This is a genomic window from Bosea sp. AS-1, assembly GCF_002220095.1.
Taxonomy (GTDB): Bacteria; Pseudomonadota; Alphaproteobacteria; order Rhizobiales; family Beijerinckiaceae; genus Allobosea.
In genome coordinates this window covers 40,947-56,622 of the sequence record NZ_CP022370.1, presented here as the reverse complement: position 1 = coordinate 56,622, position 15,676 = coordinate 40,947, and the positions used below count along the sequence as shown (strand labels likewise).

General features: G+C 63.2%; 18 protein-coding genes and 4 pseudogenes. 7 read left to right on the top strand and 15 right to left on the bottom strand.

Going from position 1 to position 15,676, the window contains the following annotated elements; translation table 11 throughout:
• Positions 1-4 precede the first annotated feature (4 nt).
• Together CE453_RS00325 and CE453_RS29105 are read right to left on the bottom strand one after the other, a co-directional pair.
• Positions 5-401 (bottom strand): annotated as a pseudogene (locus CE453_RS00325) (MerR family transcriptional regulator).
• A gap of 66 nt (positions 402-467) precedes the next feature.
• Positions 468-671 (bottom strand): annotated as a pseudogene (locus CE453_RS29105) (arsenical-resistance protein); the annotation flags it as partial.
• Positions 672-1,010: 339 nt separating this feature from the next.
• On the opposite strand from CE453_RS29105, the gene CE453_RS29525 reads away from it, so the two are divergent.
• The 4 genes from CE453_RS29525 to CE453_RS00300 all read left to right on the top strand — a co-directional run bounded on the left by CE453_RS29525 (position 1,011) and on the right by CE453_RS00300 (position 3,790).
• Positions 1,011-1,088: a hypothetical protein gene (locus CE453_RS29525; protein ID WP_349236618.1), complete on the top strand. Its 78-nt coding sequence runs from the start codon at positions 1,011-1,013 to the stop codon at positions 1,086-1,088.
• A gap of 93 nt (positions 1,089-1,181) precedes the next feature.
• Entirely contained in the window at positions 1,182-2,408 is a 1,227-nt protein-coding gene (locus CE453_RS00310) for a L,D-transpeptidase family protein (RefSeq protein WP_248307710.1), read from the top strand.
• 156 nt (positions 2,409-2,564) lie between these two features.
• Entirely contained in the window at positions 2,565-2,987 is a 423-nt protein-coding gene (locus CE453_RS00305; RefSeq protein ID WP_198302109.1) for an ArsR/SmtB family transcription factor, read from the top strand.
• Entirely contained in the window at positions 2,987-3,790 is an 804-nt protein-coding gene (locus CE453_RS00300) for an undecaprenyl-diphosphate phosphatase (protein ID WP_089172792.1), read from the top strand. The genes CE453_RS00305 and CE453_RS00300 overlap by 1 nt, the downstream gene beginning before the upstream one ends.
• A 194-nt stretch (positions 3,791-3,984) precedes the next feature.
• Here CE453_RS00300 and CE453_RS00295 read toward each other — a convergent pair whose 3' ends face one another.
• The 10 genes and pseudogenes from CE453_RS00295 to CE453_RS29520 form a co-directional block, all read right to left on the bottom strand.
• Positions 3,985-4,515 carry an RES family NAD+ phosphorylase gene (locus tag CE453_RS00295; protein ID WP_089172791.1) on the bottom strand — a complete coding sequence of 177 codons (531 nt, stop codon included), beginning with the start codon at positions 4,513-4,515 and terminating at the stop codon, positions 3,985-3,987.
• Positions 4,512-4,898, bottom strand: coding sequence for an antitoxin Xre/MbcA/ParS toxin-binding domain-containing protein (locus CE453_RS00290; RefSeq protein ID WP_089172790.1), 387 nt, complete (start codon positions 4,896-4,898; stop codon positions 4,512-4,514). Before CE453_RS00290 ends, CE453_RS00295 begins: the two co-directional genes overlap by 4 nt.
• Positions 4,899-5,032: 134 nt before the next feature.
• On the bottom strand, positions 5,033-6,208 hold the full coding sequence (locus tag CE453_RS00285) for an MFS transporter (protein WP_318652272.1): 1,176 nt from the start codon (positions 6,206-6,208) through the stop codon (positions 5,033-5,035).
• Positions 6,205-7,610, bottom strand: a pseudogene (locus tag CE453_RS00280) (NAD(P)-binding domain-containing protein). The gene CE453_RS00285 and the pseudogene CE453_RS00280 overlap by 4 nt, the downstream one beginning before the upstream one ends.
• Before the next feature lie 56 nt (positions 7,611-7,666).
• Positions 7,667-7,984, bottom strand: coding sequence for an ArsR/SmtB family transcription factor (locus CE453_RS00275; protein ID WP_089172788.1), 318 nt, complete (start codon positions 7,982-7,984; stop codon positions 7,667-7,669).
• Positions 7,985-8,042: 58 nt separating this feature from the next.
• Positions 8,043-9,095: an ACR3 family arsenite efflux transporter gene (gene arsB / locus CE453_RS00270; protein WP_089172902.1), complete on the bottom strand. Its 1,053-nt coding sequence runs from the start codon at positions 9,093-9,095 to the stop codon at positions 8,043-8,045.
• Positions 9,096-9,102: 7 nt separating this feature from the next.
• Positions 9,103-9,528, bottom strand: a complete 426-nt coding sequence (gene arsC, locus CE453_RS00265; protein ID WP_089172787.1) for an arsenate reductase (glutaredoxin) — start codon at positions 9,526-9,528, stop codon at positions 9,103-9,105.
• Positions 9,528-10,055, bottom strand: a complete 528-nt coding sequence (locus tag CE453_RS00260) for an arsenate reductase ArsC (RefSeq protein ID WP_089172786.1) — start codon at positions 10,053-10,055, stop codon at positions 9,528-9,530. Before CE453_RS00260 ends, arsC begins: the two co-directional genes overlap by 1 nt.
• On the bottom strand, positions 10,048-10,404 hold the full coding sequence (locus CE453_RS00255) for an ArsR/SmtB family transcription factor (RefSeq protein WP_089172785.1): 357 nt from the start codon (positions 10,402-10,404) through the stop codon (positions 10,048-10,050). The genes CE453_RS00260 and CE453_RS00255 overlap by 8 nt, the downstream gene beginning before the upstream one ends.
• A 109-nt stretch (positions 10,405-10,513) precedes the next feature.
• Positions 10,514-10,777 carry a hypothetical protein gene (locus CE453_RS29520; RefSeq protein ID WP_157732849.1) on the bottom strand — a complete coding sequence of 88 codons (264 nt, stop codon included), beginning with the start codon at positions 10,775-10,777 and terminating at the stop codon, positions 10,514-10,516.
• 157 nt (positions 10,778-10,934) lie between these two features.
• Between CE453_RS29520 and CE453_RS00250 the strand changes: the two genes are divergently transcribed.
• The 3 genes from CE453_RS00250 to CE453_RS00240 all read left to right on the top strand — a co-directional run bounded on the left by CE453_RS00250 (position 10,935) and on the right by CE453_RS00240 (position 12,824).
• Complete coding sequence (locus CE453_RS00250) at positions 10,935-11,645, top strand: hypothetical protein (protein WP_248307709.1); 711 nt, start codon at positions 10,935-10,937, stop codon at positions 11,643-11,645.
• 173 nt (positions 11,646-11,818) lie between these two features.
• Complete coding sequence (locus CE453_RS00245; protein ID WP_349236615.1) at positions 11,819-12,268, top strand: RES family NAD+ phosphorylase; 450 nt, start codon at positions 11,819-11,821, stop codon at positions 12,266-12,268.
• 115 nt (positions 12,269-12,383) lie between these two features.
• The gene (locus CE453_RS00240) at positions 12,384-12,824 is read left to right on the top strand and encodes a hypothetical protein (RefSeq protein WP_089172782.1); all 441 of its coding nucleotides are present in this window, start codon (positions 12,384-12,386) and stop codon (positions 12,822-12,824) included.
• Positions 12,825-12,845: 21 nt separating this feature from the next.
• Here CE453_RS00240 and CE453_RS00235 read toward each other — a convergent pair whose 3' ends face one another.
• The 3 genes and pseudogenes from CE453_RS00235 to CE453_RS00225 form a co-directional block, all read right to left on the bottom strand.
• Entirely contained in the window at positions 12,846-13,880 is a 1,035-nt protein-coding gene (locus CE453_RS00235; RefSeq protein WP_089172781.1) for a CBASS cGAMP-activated phospholipase, read from the bottom strand.
• Between the two features lie 106 nt (positions 13,881-13,986).
• Positions 13,987-14,286: pseudogene (locus tag CE453_RS29555) on the bottom strand (type II CBASS E2 protein); the annotation flags it as partial.
• A gap of 41 nt (positions 14,287-14,327) precedes the next feature.
• Positions 14,328-15,575 carry a nucleotidyltransferase domain-containing protein gene (locus CE453_RS00225; RefSeq protein ID WP_089172901.1) on the bottom strand — a complete coding sequence of 416 codons (1,248 nt, stop codon included), beginning with the start codon at positions 15,573-15,575 and terminating at the stop codon, positions 14,328-14,330.
• Positions 15,576-15,676 lie beyond the last annotated feature (101 nt).

Sequence of the window (15,676 nt, the reverse complement as noted above, 5' to 3'; positions counted from 1 at the left end):
CGGGCTAGGAATCCTGCAGCATTTCGAGGACGGGACAGGCTGGCGCCCTCGTTCCGGAACATTGATCGACAGTCTGGGCGAGAATGCTTTCGAGCCGCCGGAGATCGGCAATCTTGGCCCGCTTCATCCAGATGGGCCAGCGTCAGCGAGCGAACCTCGATGCACGAGGCCTGCCCAGGCTCCGCCAATGCAAGGAGCGCCTTGATCTCTTCGATGCTGAAACCGAGTTCGCGCGAGCGCCGAATGAAGGACAATCGCCGTAGGTGCCCTCCCCCGTAGATGCGATAGCCGTTCGGCGTTCGCCCAGGCTCCGGCATAAGGCCGATGCGCTGGTAGTAGCGGATCGTCTCCAAATTGACGCCCGCGAGCTCCGCCAGTTTGCCAATCGTCAGGCTTTGCATCATCGGGGCGCTTTTTCCACTTGAGCCTGTAGGAGCTACGGAGTGCACGATACGCCCAATGTTTGGCCGGTCCACGATCCAGACGACGTTCAGCGTGACCGGCACCTCGATCCACACGCCGACGACGGTCGCGAGCGCCGCCCCGGAATTGAACCCGAACAGGCTGATTGCAGTGGCGACGGCGAGCTCGGTGAGGTTCGAAGCGCTGAGAAGCGCGGACGGACCGGCGACGCAGTGCTGTTTCCCGGCGATTGAGTTCAGGAAATAGGCAAAGCGGCCTTCGTCGAAGCCCTCGCCGTGAAGAAACTCCTCGATGCCGGGCCGGCGACTCACGCCGAGACTGAAAGGCTCGTGCCCGACGGGCGCCGACCTGAAGGCCTGCTGGGATTCCTACAGGAGCATTTCGGGAAGTGGGGTGGCTGGTACTATCGGATCGCGCGCGGGATCGACGAGCCACCAGTGGAACCGGACCGAGTCTGAAAATCGCTCGGTCCCCAGGACACGTTCGCGATCGATATCTCCGAGCGCGAGGCGGCTCGCCCCGAGATCGCTCCTCTCGTCGCGTAAGTCTGACGACATTGCGAGGCCAAGCAAGTCAGTGCCCACACGGTGACGCTGAAGGTGAAGCATGCCGATTTCCAAGGGGTGACACGGAGCCGGACAGCCGAGCCATCAGAGTGCCACTAACGATCGTTCATTGTCGGTCAACCTCGACTGCAGTAAACAACATCACGGCGCCAAACTGCCAGCGGGGCGTGGCACATAGTTTACGGAGTGTTCATGAGCCGGTTTGTCGTCGCCGTGGGCCTCGCGCTCTCGCTTGTGGCTTGCCAGGGTGTTGACGAGAGCTACAGATCGACGCGCGACCGCACCCCGATTCCGCCGACCACGTTGTCACTGATGGCCGAGAAGGGTGTGTCCGCGTCTGACCCGATCCTAATGCGCTCCTACAAAAAGGAGTCGGAGGTCGAGATCTGGAAGAGGAAGCCTGATGGGCAATACACCTTGCTCAAGACCTACCCCATGTGTCGCTGGTCAGGCCAGCTTGGACCGAAGATCCGCGAGGGTGACCGACAGGCGCCCGAGGGCTTCTATGACGTGACGCCTGGGGCGATGAACCCGAATTCCAGCTTGTTCCTGTCATTCAACTTAGGCTACCCGAATGCTTACGACCGCTCGCACGGTCGAACCGGTTCGCATCTGATGGTCCATGGCACCTGCTCGTCCCGGGGCTGCTTTGCCATGACCGACGAGGCGATTGCGGAAGTCTATGCCGTTGCACGCGAGGCGTTCGCCGGCGGACAGCGTACGTTCCAATTCCAGTCCTATCCCTTTCGTATGACGGCGGAGAACTTGGCGAAGCACCGCTCCGACCCTCACATCGCCTTTTGGAAGAACCTGAAAGAGGGCTCGGACCGATTTGAGGTGGCGAAGCGGGAGCCCGTCTGGACTGTCGTCGGCGGGCGCTACGCCTTTAACGAGGCCGACCGGGCGACAATTGCTGCAGTCGCAATTAAGCAAGCCCGCGATGAGCGTGAGGTTGCAGAGCTCGTAAGCAAGGGTACGCCGTCGATCCGTCTCGTCTACGAGGATGGCGGGGGGCATCAATCGTTCCGCGAGGTCGCCATGGCTGCGGCCAGCGCAAGCACCTACACAGCCCTCGACGATCGCACCCGACGGTCGATCGGAGACGTCAGTCGACCCGATGCGCTAGCGCGGGACCCGGAGGTGATCTCGATCGGAGAAATGGCGCCCGGTAAACCCAATCCGACGACCCGGTCAACCGCCGTTGCGGTGGCAGCTCCCGCTCGACCCGGGACGACTATGGAGCAATCCTCGTCAATGCCAGTCGTCATTTCTACTCCGGCCGCAGTGGCCAAGCCTGTCAAAACCCACATTGCAAGTTTGGAGGCCGCGTCGCTGCCGGCTGGTCCGCCGCTGCAGGTAGCAGAACCAGCGGCTAAGCCGATCTATAAGCGCCTGCTCGGCGGCCTTCTCGGCCTGTAAGGCACACGCTGGCGCCAGTCCGGGCTAACCAGATCAAATCGCCTACATCTTCCAATCGACCCCGGCTTTGCACCATCATGAAGCTTGAATGGAGCGTCATGATGGCAGCTACGTCATCGTCGGTCTTTGACGAAAGCATGAAACCTTGATGAAGGGATGCTCAACGTCTGGGACGTTATGCCAGCTCTAGTGAGAGAACAGACCGCTGATCTCGCCGAGATCTTTCGCGTGCTCGGCAACGGGAACCGACTTCACATCATGGTCGCATGTCTGGATGACCCGCAATGCGTGGGAGACATCGCTCGGCGTGTCGGCATCTCGCCTACGCTTGTCAGCCACCACTTGCGGCTCCTGCGCGCCGCGCGCTGCCAAAAGCTGGACAAACAGGTCTTTTACGCAGCGACGGATGAGCACGTACCCTGCATCATCCGCGACATGGCCCCCATGCCGGTGAGCACGGTCAAGTTTCGAAGGACGGTGATGACGAGCCTAATGCGGTGCAACGGGCAAGTCGCGATGATGCGTGACCTTCTCCAGCGCTTCAGCGCGGCGCCGTTCGGTATCGAGGGCCTTCTGTGATGTCCACCTTTGTGCTTGCCGCCCTTTTAGGCCTTGTAGAAGGCTTGACCGAGTTCATCCCGGTGTCCTCTACCGGTCACCTGATCCTCCTCGTCGATCTGCTCGAGTTTCATGGTCCGCCCGGTCGGGTCTTCGAGATTGCCATCCAACTCGGAGCGATCTTGGCGGTCTGCTGGATCTATAGGAGGCGGCTGCTTGAGATGATCAGTGGGCTGCCTTCCGAGCGGCGGGCACGGCATTTTGCGCTCATCGTCCTGATCGGTTTCCTTCCAGCTGCCGCGGTCGGCGCTCTCACACACGGCTTTATCAAGACGGTACTGTTCTCCCCATGGGTCGTGGCTGTCAGCCTTCTTCTTGGAGGATTCGCCATCCTCGCGATTGAGCGGATCATCGTGGCAGATGAGGCGGTCAGCCCTGCGCTTGAGAGGATCAGCTACGGCACCGCGTTCAAGATCGGCCTGTTTCAGACCCTCGCCATGATCCCGGGCGTGTCGCGCTCGGGCGCCACAATCATGGGCGCACGTCTTCTCGGGGTGGATCGCCCGACGGCGGCGGAGTTCTCATTCTTTCTCGCGATCCCGACCATGTTCGGGGCAACGATCTTCGACCTTTACAAGAACCGCATGAGCCTTGAGGGGAGCGGAATTTTGGTCATCACGATCGGATTCGCAGCTGCGTTCATCGCGGGCCTGCTGGTTGTTCGGACGCTCGTCATCTTCGTCTCGCGCCACGGCTTCGCGCCGTTTGCTTGGTATCGCATCGCGCTCGGCACCGCGATGCTCATCCTGCTCGTCGCGCGCTGAAGGAGCCGTGATGACGCTTGACGTCTTGTGGATTGGCATCGCGGCAGCGGGCGCGGTCTCGTCCCACTCCCGTTCGTCGCACGAGACGCCAACGAGAGCCGTCGCTGGCTGCCTCGTTACCGCCCTGGCCTGAGCAAGGGACGATCCTGTGCCGTTTGGCTTTTCACCGGCGTGCTCGCATCATCGCTTGAACGTCAGGCCTTGGACCAGGAGGATTGATCTTTGGGAAGGCTCTCGTCTGGATCGTGGACTGCGACGGAATCAGAAGCGCTCAGGTTTGCGCCGAAAACGACCAGATTGGTTCCACCCGGATGCCGGAGTGACGGGAACAAGATCCCCCCATAGCCCGCGGAAATCGCAGCATCTGCAAGCGGCCAGGATGGCGGGATCTTGCCTAGGATGTTGTAGATTTTCCGCCAGTCACAGTCCCATGACGCCCAGGCCGCTGCCCAGACATTCGGATCATAGCCGGCGGAGAAATCGACGACTTGTTGAAGGTCGATCATGTATGCAGCAAGCGTCGCGGGTCGGGTCAATGACGAACCCTGGCGATATTCCTCCAGAGCAGTCTGCGGCGCGCGCGAAAGATAAAGCGCCTCGACACCAATTCGATTGAAGCGGCCGCCGACCATAGCTGCGCCAGCTCCGCTGGTCGGCACGAATGCCCACTTTGGCGTCAGATAGCGATGGAAGACCTCGTCCGGTCCAAGCCGGACAAGCTTCATCCGCTCGCTCCGATTTCGAGGGCTTGCAGATACCTCAATACAGCTTCGCTATGACCTTCGGCGACCAGTTCCGCAGCCGTTTTATGATCGTAGTCGGAAATCGGTTCATTCATGAACCAATAAATCGCCTTGTCGAGATCGCCTGCGAGTTCAGCTGCGGCCGTTATGACCTTTGCCATCTCGCGAAACCGACCTTGAAGCCTCTCCGAGCTTGGCTTGCGAAGCGTGTTCCGATGAACGCCTGTCATTTTTGCCAGGCTGGAAACCTGGATGCCCAGCACCTTCGAGAAGCGCCCTGGAGAAATATAGGGGGTCTTCGGTTCCTGCAGCTTCTGCATAAAGCCCGACACAATCGCCGGACCAAGTCTCTCAGCATGTGCCATGGTTAAACTCCGCTACCATTCCCGCACAATATATGCACACTCATGCGCACATCAAGTGCCGTGTTGCGAGCACGCTGGACTCCAACAGGACGGGAGCATCCAAGCTCGCAATCCTAGAATGAGTGCGACGTTTATCATCTCCGGTTGCTGGCATTCCACAAACATCCGCCGAGCACGACATTGATCGTCACCAGTAGGATGAGGGCAGCGTAGGTCGCGCTCGACCCAACCTTTTCAAGCAGCAGGGCGCCCAACGTCGGCGCCAGCGCCTGCGCGATGAGGCTCGGCCGCGCGAGCTTTCCGACGAGAGGCGCATAACGTTGGGATCCGAATTGAGCGAGCGGCAATGTGCCCTTCGCGATCGAGAAGACGCCATTCCCCGCACCGTAGAGGATCAGAGCCAGGGCGATCGGGCCAACCCCGAGCGCCAGCATCGCAAGTCCCAGAGCAATCAAGCCGAGGGCCGCGCTCATCGTCCAGATCGGATGGTGGCGGCCTCCGCCTGCCATTTCGACGATGCGGCCACCGACCTGGGCCGGCCCAACAAGAGCTCCGAGGGCCACGGCCGCTGCCAGGCCGATCCCCTGTGCCTGGAGCAGCGTCAGCAAGTGGACGCCGACGATCGCGCCGATGGCGCCTCCGATGATCATGATCCCGGAGAGAAGCCGGAACGCACGGCTCTCCGACGGAAGCAGCTCAGTTGTTGGACCACCGCCTCCAACCTTCGCCCTAAGAAGCTCCGGTGGAGCCTTCGGAAGGGCCATAAGGACGACCGGGAGGGAGATCAAGAGCTGGATGGCTGCGTACGCGAAGCAGGTGCCTCGCCATCCAAAATGAGCGACGAGGTAGGCCGACAATGGCCAGCACACGGTGCTGGCGAAACCACCCCACAGCGTCAGCATCGTGATCGCTGACCGAGCGGTACCGCCATAAAGACGCCCGAGCGTCGAGAACGCCGCATCGTAGAGACCCGCGGCCATCCCAGCTCCGAGCACGATCCATCCAAATACGAAGACCGGCAAGTTCGGGGCCATGCCCAGGATGAATTGCCCCGCGGCGAGGAGGATGGCCGCCGTCGCCAGAACCGGTCGTCCGCCCGTCTCGCCGATGGCGCGACCGATGTAGGGCGCGACGACCCCGGCGGTGAGCAACCCGATCGACAGCGCGCCGACGACCCAGGACAACGGCCAGCCCGTGTCGTTCGCGATCGGTGCGGCAAGGACGGCAGGGAGATAATAGGAGGAACCCCAGGCGAGGATCTGCACCACGCCCAGGGCCGAGATGACCGTCAGCCGGTTCCGCTCGGTCACGCTGCCTTGCCGCAGCAGGAGGACGTCGCCGGTTCGGGCTGCTTCGCCGGTCCGCAGCCGCAGCCGGGCTGCCCTTCAGCCTTCGCCTCGGCATCCGCCACACAGCAGGCATTGGCCTGGGCGGGAGCCGGCCCGCCACAGCAATCGCCCGAAGGCGCCGCCTTGCACACGCCGGTCTCCGGCAGAACGAGTTTCACGTCATCGGCTGCAGCCAGATCGCCAGCGATCGCGGCTGCGATCGACCGAACTTGCTCATAGCCGGTCAGCATCAGGAAAGTCGGCGCCCGCCCATAGCTCTTGATTCCGACGGTGTAGAACCCCGACTCCGGGTGCGACAGCTCGCGGTGACCATGTGGCGGCACCGAGCCGCAGGAATGCAGGTTCGGATCGATCAGCGGGCCGAGCGCCTTGGCGCTTTCCAGCCAGGGATCGAACTCGACCCGTAGCTCCCGGGTCAGCGAGAAATCCGGCCGCTGACCCGTGCAGCCTACTATGCGATCGACCGGTCCAATCGTCCGGCCAACACCGTCGACCTCCCCGTCTACGAACAGGTGGGTGCCGTCCTCACGAACTCCGGTGGCCCCGAAGCCCGAGATCAGTTCGATGCGGCCTTCCGCGACGAGGCGGTGCAGGCGCTGCCCGAGCTCGCCACGCGCGGCAAGCTGATCATTCGCTCCGCCGCCAAACACCCGGGACAGATCACGTCCGCGCGTAGCCCAGATTGCCTTGGTGCCGGGCTCGGCGACCGCAAGCTCTTCGAGATCAAGTAGGACGTTCGCCGCCGAGTGGCCCGCACCGATGACGAGCGTCGCCCGCCCGGCATAGGTCGATCGATCGCGGCTCGATACATCAGGTATCCCGTAGGCGATGCGATCCTGGTGCGCCTCCTCGCCATCCACCGCGAGTCCACCGGCGCCGATCGGGTTGGGCGATGTCCAGGTTCCCGATGCATCGATGATCGCTCGTGCCTGGTCGCGCCGCGTTGCCCCATCATCCCCGACGACAGTGAGCACGAAAGAACGCTGCTCTCGATCGCGGCTGACCACCTTGTCGATGCCGTGGCGTCCGATCGCGGCGATACGGGCGCCGTATTCGATCACGGAGGCGAGCGACGGCGTGGCGGCCAGCGGGGCGAGATAGCTATCCACCAGCTCGGCCCCGGTCGGGTAGGCCTGCCCGTCCGGTTCCTTCCACCCGGCATTGGCGAGCAGGTCGCGGGCCGCGGGCGAGATGTTGAACTCCCACGGAGAGAACAGGCTGACATGACCCAGGCGCGAATATTCGCCCCCGCCTCGCGGCCTGCCTCATAGACCTTCACCGTGATGCCGCGTTCGATGAGGTTTGCCGCCGCAGCGAGCCCGACTGGCCCAGCTCCGATGACGGCGACGGGAAGCTCGGTCATTCTGTTTTCCACTGTTTCTAGAATGATAGAATTATTCGGCAAATAAAAAGGGCTTGTCAGGCGGCCTTTTCCGGCGCTCGAGAGTAACCCTCTTCGATGCAGCATTCGTCGCCGAGGAAGCCGAGAAGGGCATCCATGGCAGGGTAGACAGCACGGCAGATCAGCGTGGTGGCTTGACGCTCCTGCGAGACGAGGCCGTTACGGATCAGCCGCTGAAGGTGGTGTGACAAGGTCGAGGCCGGGATCCCAAGACGCTCCTGCACCTGATTGACGGGCAGGCCACCGTGACCCGCCCGGACGAGCGTCCGGTAGAGCTCCAACCGGGTTGGATTCCCGAGAGCCTCAAGCTGCTTCGCTGCTTCTTCGACGTTCATGGAAATACAATGCGGTCAGCCAAAGGCAGCGTCAAGCTATATTTCCATGAACATCGAATTATTCTCCGACCGGAATTGCGGCCGCCTTGCCGCCGCGCTCGTACCAACCCTTCGACCGGTTCACGATCCAGACGACGGTGAGCATGACCGGCACCTCGATCAGGACGCCGACGACCGTGGCGAGCGCGGCTCCGGAGTTGAAACCGAACAGGCTGATCGCCGCGGCGACAGCGAGCTCGAAGAAGTTCGAGGCGCCGATCAGCGCGGACGGCCCCGCGACGCAATGCTGCTCGCCGGCGATCCGGTTCAGCAGGTAGGCCAGCCCGGCGTTCAGGTAGACCTGGATCAGGATCGGCACCGCCAGCAGCGCGATCACCATCGGTTGGGCGAGGATCTGCTCGCCCTGGAAGCCGAAGAGCAGGACGAGGGTGGCAAGCAGGGCAACGAGCGAAACCGGCCCGAGGCGACCGAGCAGCCTGTCGAGCGCAGCCTGTCCGCCCTTCGCCAGAAGGCGGCTACGAACGAGTTGCGCGACGATCACCGGAATGACGATGTAGAGGACGACCGAGAGGACGAGCGTTCCCCATGGCACCATGATCGCCGACAATCCCAGTAGCAGGCCGACGATCGGCGCGAAGGCGACGACCATGATCGCGTCGTTGAGCGCGACCTGGCTGAGCGTGAAATGCGGCTCGCCCTTCGTCAGGTTGGACCAGACGAAGACCATCGCCGTGCAGGGCGCCGCGGCCAGGATGATGAGCCCGGCGATGTAGCTGTTGACCTGGTCGGCCGGGAGCCATGGCCGGAACAGCCAGGCGATGAAGAACCAGCCGAGCGCCGCCATCGAGAACGGCTTCACGGCCCAATTGATGAAGAGGGTGACGCCGATCCCGCGCCAATGCCGGCCAACCTGCCCGAGCGCCGCGAAGTCGATCTTCAGCAGCATCGGGATGACCATCATCCAGATCAGGACCGCAACGGGAAGGTTGACCTTGGCGACCTCGGCCGCGCCGATGGCCTGGAACACGCCCGGCATGACGTGGCCGAGCGCGATGCCGACGACAATGCACAGCGCGACCCAGATGGTCAGGTAGCGTTCGAAGGTGGACATAGTGACCTCAGGCGAGAGCGGCAGGGCGACCGGAGGCATCGACGACGAGCTCGCCATCCTCCTTGCGGAACTCCCCGCGCTGCGGCGGCAGTAGGGAGAGAACAGCCTCGGACGGCCGGCACAGCTTCACGCCCTTGGGCGAAACGACCAGCGGGCGGTTGATCAGGATGGGATGGGCCTCGATCGCGTCGAGCAGGGCTTCATCCGTTAGGCTCTGGTCGCCGAGGCCGAGTTCGGCGAAGGGCGTTCCCTTCTCGCGCAGGATGTCTCGGACGGCCAGGCCGGCACGGTCGAGAAGCTGTTTAAGCAGCGCCTGGATCGGCGGCGTCTTCAGGTATTCGATGACGTGCGGCTCGACGCCCGCATTGCGGATCAGGCCGAGGGTGTTCCGGGACGTCCCGCAGGCCGGGTTTTGATAGATGATCACGTCCATCACGCGACCTCCGGGCGACCGCCGCTCGCGCCCTCGAGGCCGCCGATCCGCCGGACCTGCTGCGCCAAGGCCATCTCGTCGAGGCTCGCAACGGGTAGCGACAAGAGGACGTTGATCCGGTTCCTGAGATAGCGCAGCGCCGTCACGAAGGCCCGCTCGCGCTCGATCTCGCTGCCCTGGACGTTGGACGGGTCCTCGATGCCCCAATGCGCCGTGATCGGCTGACCCGGCCAAAGTGGGCAGGCCTCGCCCGCCGCCTGATCGCAGACGGTGATCACGAGATCCATGTCGGGCGCGCCGGGCTTCGCGAAGACATCCCAGGTCTTCGACGAGAGGCCCTCGGTCGGGATGCCTTCGGCATCCAGCACCTTGAGCGCCATCGGCTTCGGCCCGGGACCGCCCTCGCTGCCGGCGGAAAAGGCTCGGAAACGCCCTTCCCCGAGATGGTTGAGCAAGGCCTCAGCCATGATCGACCGGGCGGAGTTATGCGTGCAGAGGAACAGCACGTTGTGGACGCGATCAGGCATCGGTCGTGACCTTCGGTGGACAGCAGGGAGCGAGCTCGGCCAGGAGCGGCGCGCAGATCTCCTGGCGGCCGCCGCAGCAATCCTTGAGGAGGAAGGCGATGGCCGATCGAAGCGCGTCGAGATCGGCCCGGTAGACGATCGAGCGGCTGAAGCGCTCCGAACGAACGAGTCCTGCCCGGCTGAGAATGCTCAAGTGCGACGACATCGTGTTGTGGGGAACCTCGAGACGGCGCGCGACCTCACCGGCGGGCAGACCCTCCGGCTCCGCAGTCACCAGCAAGCGGAAGACATCGAGGCGCGTGCTCTGCGCCAGCGCCGCCAGGGCGAGGATGACTTGTTCATTTTCCATATGTCGAGACTAATCGACATATTTGAGGGAGTCCAGTGACCTCACGACTATTTGTCCACGAAGCGCTCGACACCCGACCTATCGGCGCCCCGGAGCCGACGTTGAGCGATCAGAGCCCGTTCAAGAATGCCTGCAATTTGTCGTCTGGCTCAAAGCGGATGCCGCCTTGCCCGCTCATCGGCGTGACTCTTGCCAATGCTGCCTCTTTAAGTGCGATGTGAGCATGAAGATAGATTTGCGTGGTCTCGCTCGACTCGTGTGTCAAATCGCGTTGAAGCTTCGGTGCTGAATCACACTCGGGATTGCGCAGCGCGAGGGAGCGCAGCGGTGAGTCGAGATGGATATCGGCAGCATGAACAAAGCGGTACGTCACCGGATCTCCAACTTGAAGCCACTTTAGCCGACACTGGCTATCTCGACCGGCTGCCCACGATACAATGAGCAAGAAACGACACGGACCCCTACACCTTCCATGCGTGCGATCCGCTCGCGCAATTCGCCCTCGCCTGCATCTGACGAAGTTGACGAACGTGACGGGTGTCTCCATATTTCGGGTCAGGAGGTGCACCATGCCAGCAACACGCAAGAAGGGCAGCGCCGCCAGCAGGAGAAGCGAGCGCAGCGGAAAGTACCTGACGGTCGGCCTCGCCACCTCGCTGGAGCCGCTGTTCACCGAGACAAGCATCCCGCGCACCAAGCGCGTGCTGTCTGCCTATGCCAAGGCGATCAAACGGTTCGAGGATACCGGCAAGCCGGTCCGGATGACCGTCACCTTAAAATCGACGGGGATGGCGCCTGAGGTCCAGGTCGAAGATGCTGCGCCGGCCACAGGCGACGCGCTCGATCGGGCGCTCGCCAGCGCGGCAGCTCGCGGCGCACAGCGCGTCGCCGAGATCCTGAAGGATCCGCAGATGCTGTCAGCCGATCAGTTCGCCGAGGAGATCGGAGCTACCCGCGAGACGGTCAATCGAAAGCGCAAGCGGCATGAGGTCCTTGGCCTTGAAGGACCAAAGCGCGGTCTGCGTTTCCCTCGCTGGCAGCTCGACGACAGCGGCCGATTGCTTGCGGACTTGCCGAAGCTTTTCCAGGCGGTGGGTGACCATCCGTGGGCCGTGTACCGGTTCCTGGTGCAGGCCCATCGCGAGCTCGACGGAAGCACGGGCCTTGCTGCGGTGCGGGCCGGCCGGGTCGATGAAGCGGTTGAGGTCGCCAAGGCGACCGGCAGGGGTGACTTCTCCTGACTGCTGCACCGCACGATCTGCCACCGCTCGACTTCGCATCGCGCAGGCTCAAGCTCACGACGCTCGGCCCCGGGCGCCCGTGGTATCGGCTTTATGAGAGCCGGCACCCGGATGCTCTCGGCTTCGGGTATGGATCGAGCCGATTCAGCGCCCCGGAGGCCGGATCGGCTGTAGTGGATCGCTTCGGCGTGGTCTATTTCGGTAGCAGCATGAAAGTGTGCTTCGCCGAAGCGATCCTGCGCGATGCCGGCGTTGGAATGTCGGGGCTCATTCCGTTCGAGATGGGCGAGCTCGAGCGCTACGCCTGCGCCGAGGTCGTGGTGACGACGGACCTTTATCTCGTCGATCTGCGCGGCGATGGTCTCGTTCAGATGCGCATGCCGACCGACGCCGCGCGGGCGCGCGACCATCGCCTTGGCCAGCAGTGGTCGCGCGCCTTTTGGCTCAATGATGCGCGGCCGGACGGCATCATCTACGAGTCGCGGCTAAACGGAGAAGCCAACATTGCCGTTTATGATCGCGCGCTCTCAAAGCTGGGCGTCAGCGATGTGCGGCCGATGATGGAGCGCCGCGAGGAGATGGCCGGGATCATCGACGATTTTGAGTTGGCTATCGTGCGATGATTGACTCCGCGGCAGACGGTGCGACGAATTCGGCAAGCGTCCTGCATGAAGTCGCGACGATCCTCGATCGCGGCAGCAAATCGATAGCGCCGGCCACCTGAGGGCTTATCGGCAGATGGATCAGCCCGGTCTTCGCTACGTCTGGAAGCAGAAGCAGGTGCCGGTCATTCTCCGTCGCGACGGACGTGGCGAGAAGCTACGAGTGCGGCTGCCATTCGCGGACGACAATCGGCAATGGCTTCAGAACGCACGGCGGACGCCACCCGAATGGTTCGGCGGCGACGAGTCCTACTGGGAGCTCCCTAAATCGTGGTTCAACGACTTCGTTGATCGAGCCCTGCGGCGCTACGGCAAGGTCTATATCATCCAGCCCTATCGCGAGCAGGAGATCTGCGCGCGAGCCTGTCGGGAAGCCGTCGGACACGAATGCCAGTGCTCCTGCATGGGAGCCAACCATGGCACCGGCAGCGACGGGACCTGGTTCGATATCTCCGATACCTTCTCAACGCGCTGGGGCGAGCGTGAGCTTGCGTGCCGCTTGCTGACAGCTCGATAGCCAGCCCGGGCCACTCGAAGCTCAGGCCATCGGGCAGCGGATGAATTTCTCGACGGCGCCGTCGAGAAACACGCGCTCGATGTGATGCCCGGCTCCTTCGACGAGACTGCGTGCCACCATCGGCAGTTCCCGGACCGACCGTTGCACGTCATCCATCGCGATCGGCGCGTCGCTTTCTGGCACATCGATGCGCGAAACATTGTTCTTGCCCACCAGCAGATAGGCTTGGCCGAGGGCGTTGTGCGACTGTGCACGGGCGGCCGCATTGAACGAACGCAGGAATGCCCAATCCTTGATGCCGCCGTTGCGCGCCCGTTCATCCACGTTGAAGGTGGCCTGCCCCGTGCCCAGGCTCAGGATGCGCACGTCGTCACGGGCGATGTCGAAGCAGGCGAGAGCATCGACCAGCGCATTCATGACGGGGTTGTTGGCCCAGATGCCGCCATCGATCATCACGTAGCCATCATCCTCGACGCCCGGGTAGTAGGAGGGAGCCGCGGTCGTGTGAAGCGCCACATGCGCGAATCTCTTGTGGCGATCCTTCTGGTAGTCCGGGTGGTGGGGCGTCTTGTAGAGGAACGGCTCGCCGTGACGTCCTTCGAAGCTCGGGATCACCAGGCGCGTGACGGCATCGTCGAGCACCTTGTCGCCGAAGATCCTGAGCAGCTCATCCTTGAGAACGGCCTGGTTATGCTTCGGCTTGAACAGCCAGCGCAGCGCCCTTGCGATCCCGCTGAAGCCAGCCGCCGGCGGGAAGATGCGCTCGCCGCGTTCGAGATAGATGTCCAGCGCCTGCCGCGCTGTCATGCCGTGCGCAAGAGCGAGCGCGATGATGCCGCCTGTCGAAGTGCCGGCGATCATATCGAAATGATTGGCAATCGAGGCACCGCGCAGGAAGCGGCACTCGAGTTCCGCCAGCACGGCGGCCGGGAAAACTCCCCGAATGCCGCCACCGTCGATCGACAGGATGCGGAACGGGCGACCCTGTGGCCACGGCTGCTTCACGCGCGCATGCTGGATCGTGCCGTCCGATCGGCGCGGCGGAATGTAGTTCATCGCGTCGTCTCCATCGCTTCGGGTGGCGGGGGTTCCGGGTGCCGGCCCCCCCGGTCCAGCGCCCGGTCATGAGCCAGAGTTCGTAGCAAACAAGCCAATCGAGAGCCCAAGGTACTGTCGTGCTTGCGATGGTCATCGCTGCCGTCCATTCCTGCTCGCGCGGATCGAACAGGCAAAGGGTCGGATCCTCGGCCGGCGGGTAGACATGAGGCAACTGACCCTCGACGTTTCCCGGCAGCCGGACCAGCTCGGGGGCGAGCACGCGCGCCTCGGGACATGAGCCGAGCTCGTAGCGGATTTCCAGGGAGTAGCTCGCATATTGCGGCCTCACGCTCCCCACCCATCGTGCCTGCTGCGCGCGGCGGTCTATCCGACGCGCGGCGAACAGCGGCCAGGTCGCCTTCATTGCGGCAACCTGCGCGTCGATGGAAAGGATCAGCGTGTTCATCAGATCTTGCGGCCGAAGAATGTGTGCGGCCGCGCGGCCGCGACAGACGGCACGACCAGCGGCGCGGCGACGGCCGCGGCGCTCGGCAACAGCACGCCGCCACGCCGCGTATAGAGCTGGCGCGATTGCTGAATGTCCCCGCCGATTTCAATTGCGATCTGATCGGCGGCGCGGGTGACGACGCGGTCGCCGAAGTCGCTGCGCAGCATCTCCATCATGGTGTTGGGGAAGATTTCGCCCTTGCGCATCGCGTCGAGCGAGCGGACGAGGTCGCGCAGATGGTCGGCGAACTCGTTCTGCTGCGCGATCGATTCAGGCCACCGATCCGTGAAGATATCATCCTCGCAGACCGGGTTGGCGACATGCAGACGACGACCGTAGAGCGAAGCCTGTTCGATTTCGCGGATGATCCAGCTGGCGATGCGCGCGAGCATGGCGCTGAGCGACATGTTCGGCTGCGCGGCGAGCCCGGCATAGTAGGAGAGCATCACCGACGGCGGGATGCGCCCGCTGTCGGCCGCGTAGCGGATATTGCGGAACCGCTTGAGGAGCTGAAGGGCAAGCGTCGCGGTGTTCTTGACGATGAAGTGGCACTGATCCGGCACGTCATCGACCTCGGCGTCCGCACGAGCGGCAAGGCCGGCATGGTCGAGCCACCGACGGTGGAATTCGCGCGCCATGCGCGGCTCGAGCGGCGTCTTGCTCGCATACCATTGCGCAAAGCCATAGGCATTCATGTCGACGAACCTATCGTCGGCGGAGCGATGCGGCCCCTTGGCGTGGGTGATCAGGCTCTCGCGATCGAGCGTGCCAATGACGCGCAGCGAAGGCGTCACATCGAGGTGCATCTTGTCAGCATAGTAGAGGGTGACACAGCGCGTCTGCCGCAACACCTTCTGGACGGGATAGTCGGCGAGGGCCGTTTCCAGCTCTATCAGGATCTGAAGCGGCGTCATCCCGCGAAAACGCCCGCCCAGCTGTGAGACGATATCCAGATCGTATTCGTCGTCCGTGCCACGCGTCGAGATCGTGGCGTCGATCGCCATGGAGCCCTGCGGATAGAAATGCTCGATCTGGTCGAAGAAGGCTGCCGTGCCTTCGAGGTGGCGTCGCACGGCGTCGTAGCGCGATTTCGCCTTGTCGTGCAGCGAAGGCGGCAGCTGAATGCTGAGCGCGATCTCCGCGAGGATGCGGTCGAGAGGATCGTCGAACGGATTGAGACCGGTCGGCGCAAGCTGCATGTTCATATCGATCTCCGTGGCGGCTCGGATTGCATCTGTGCTGTGCATCTCGTCACCGCCCGCGCGATGTTCGGGATGATACGAGTCTCTGTCCGTCTACTCCGAAC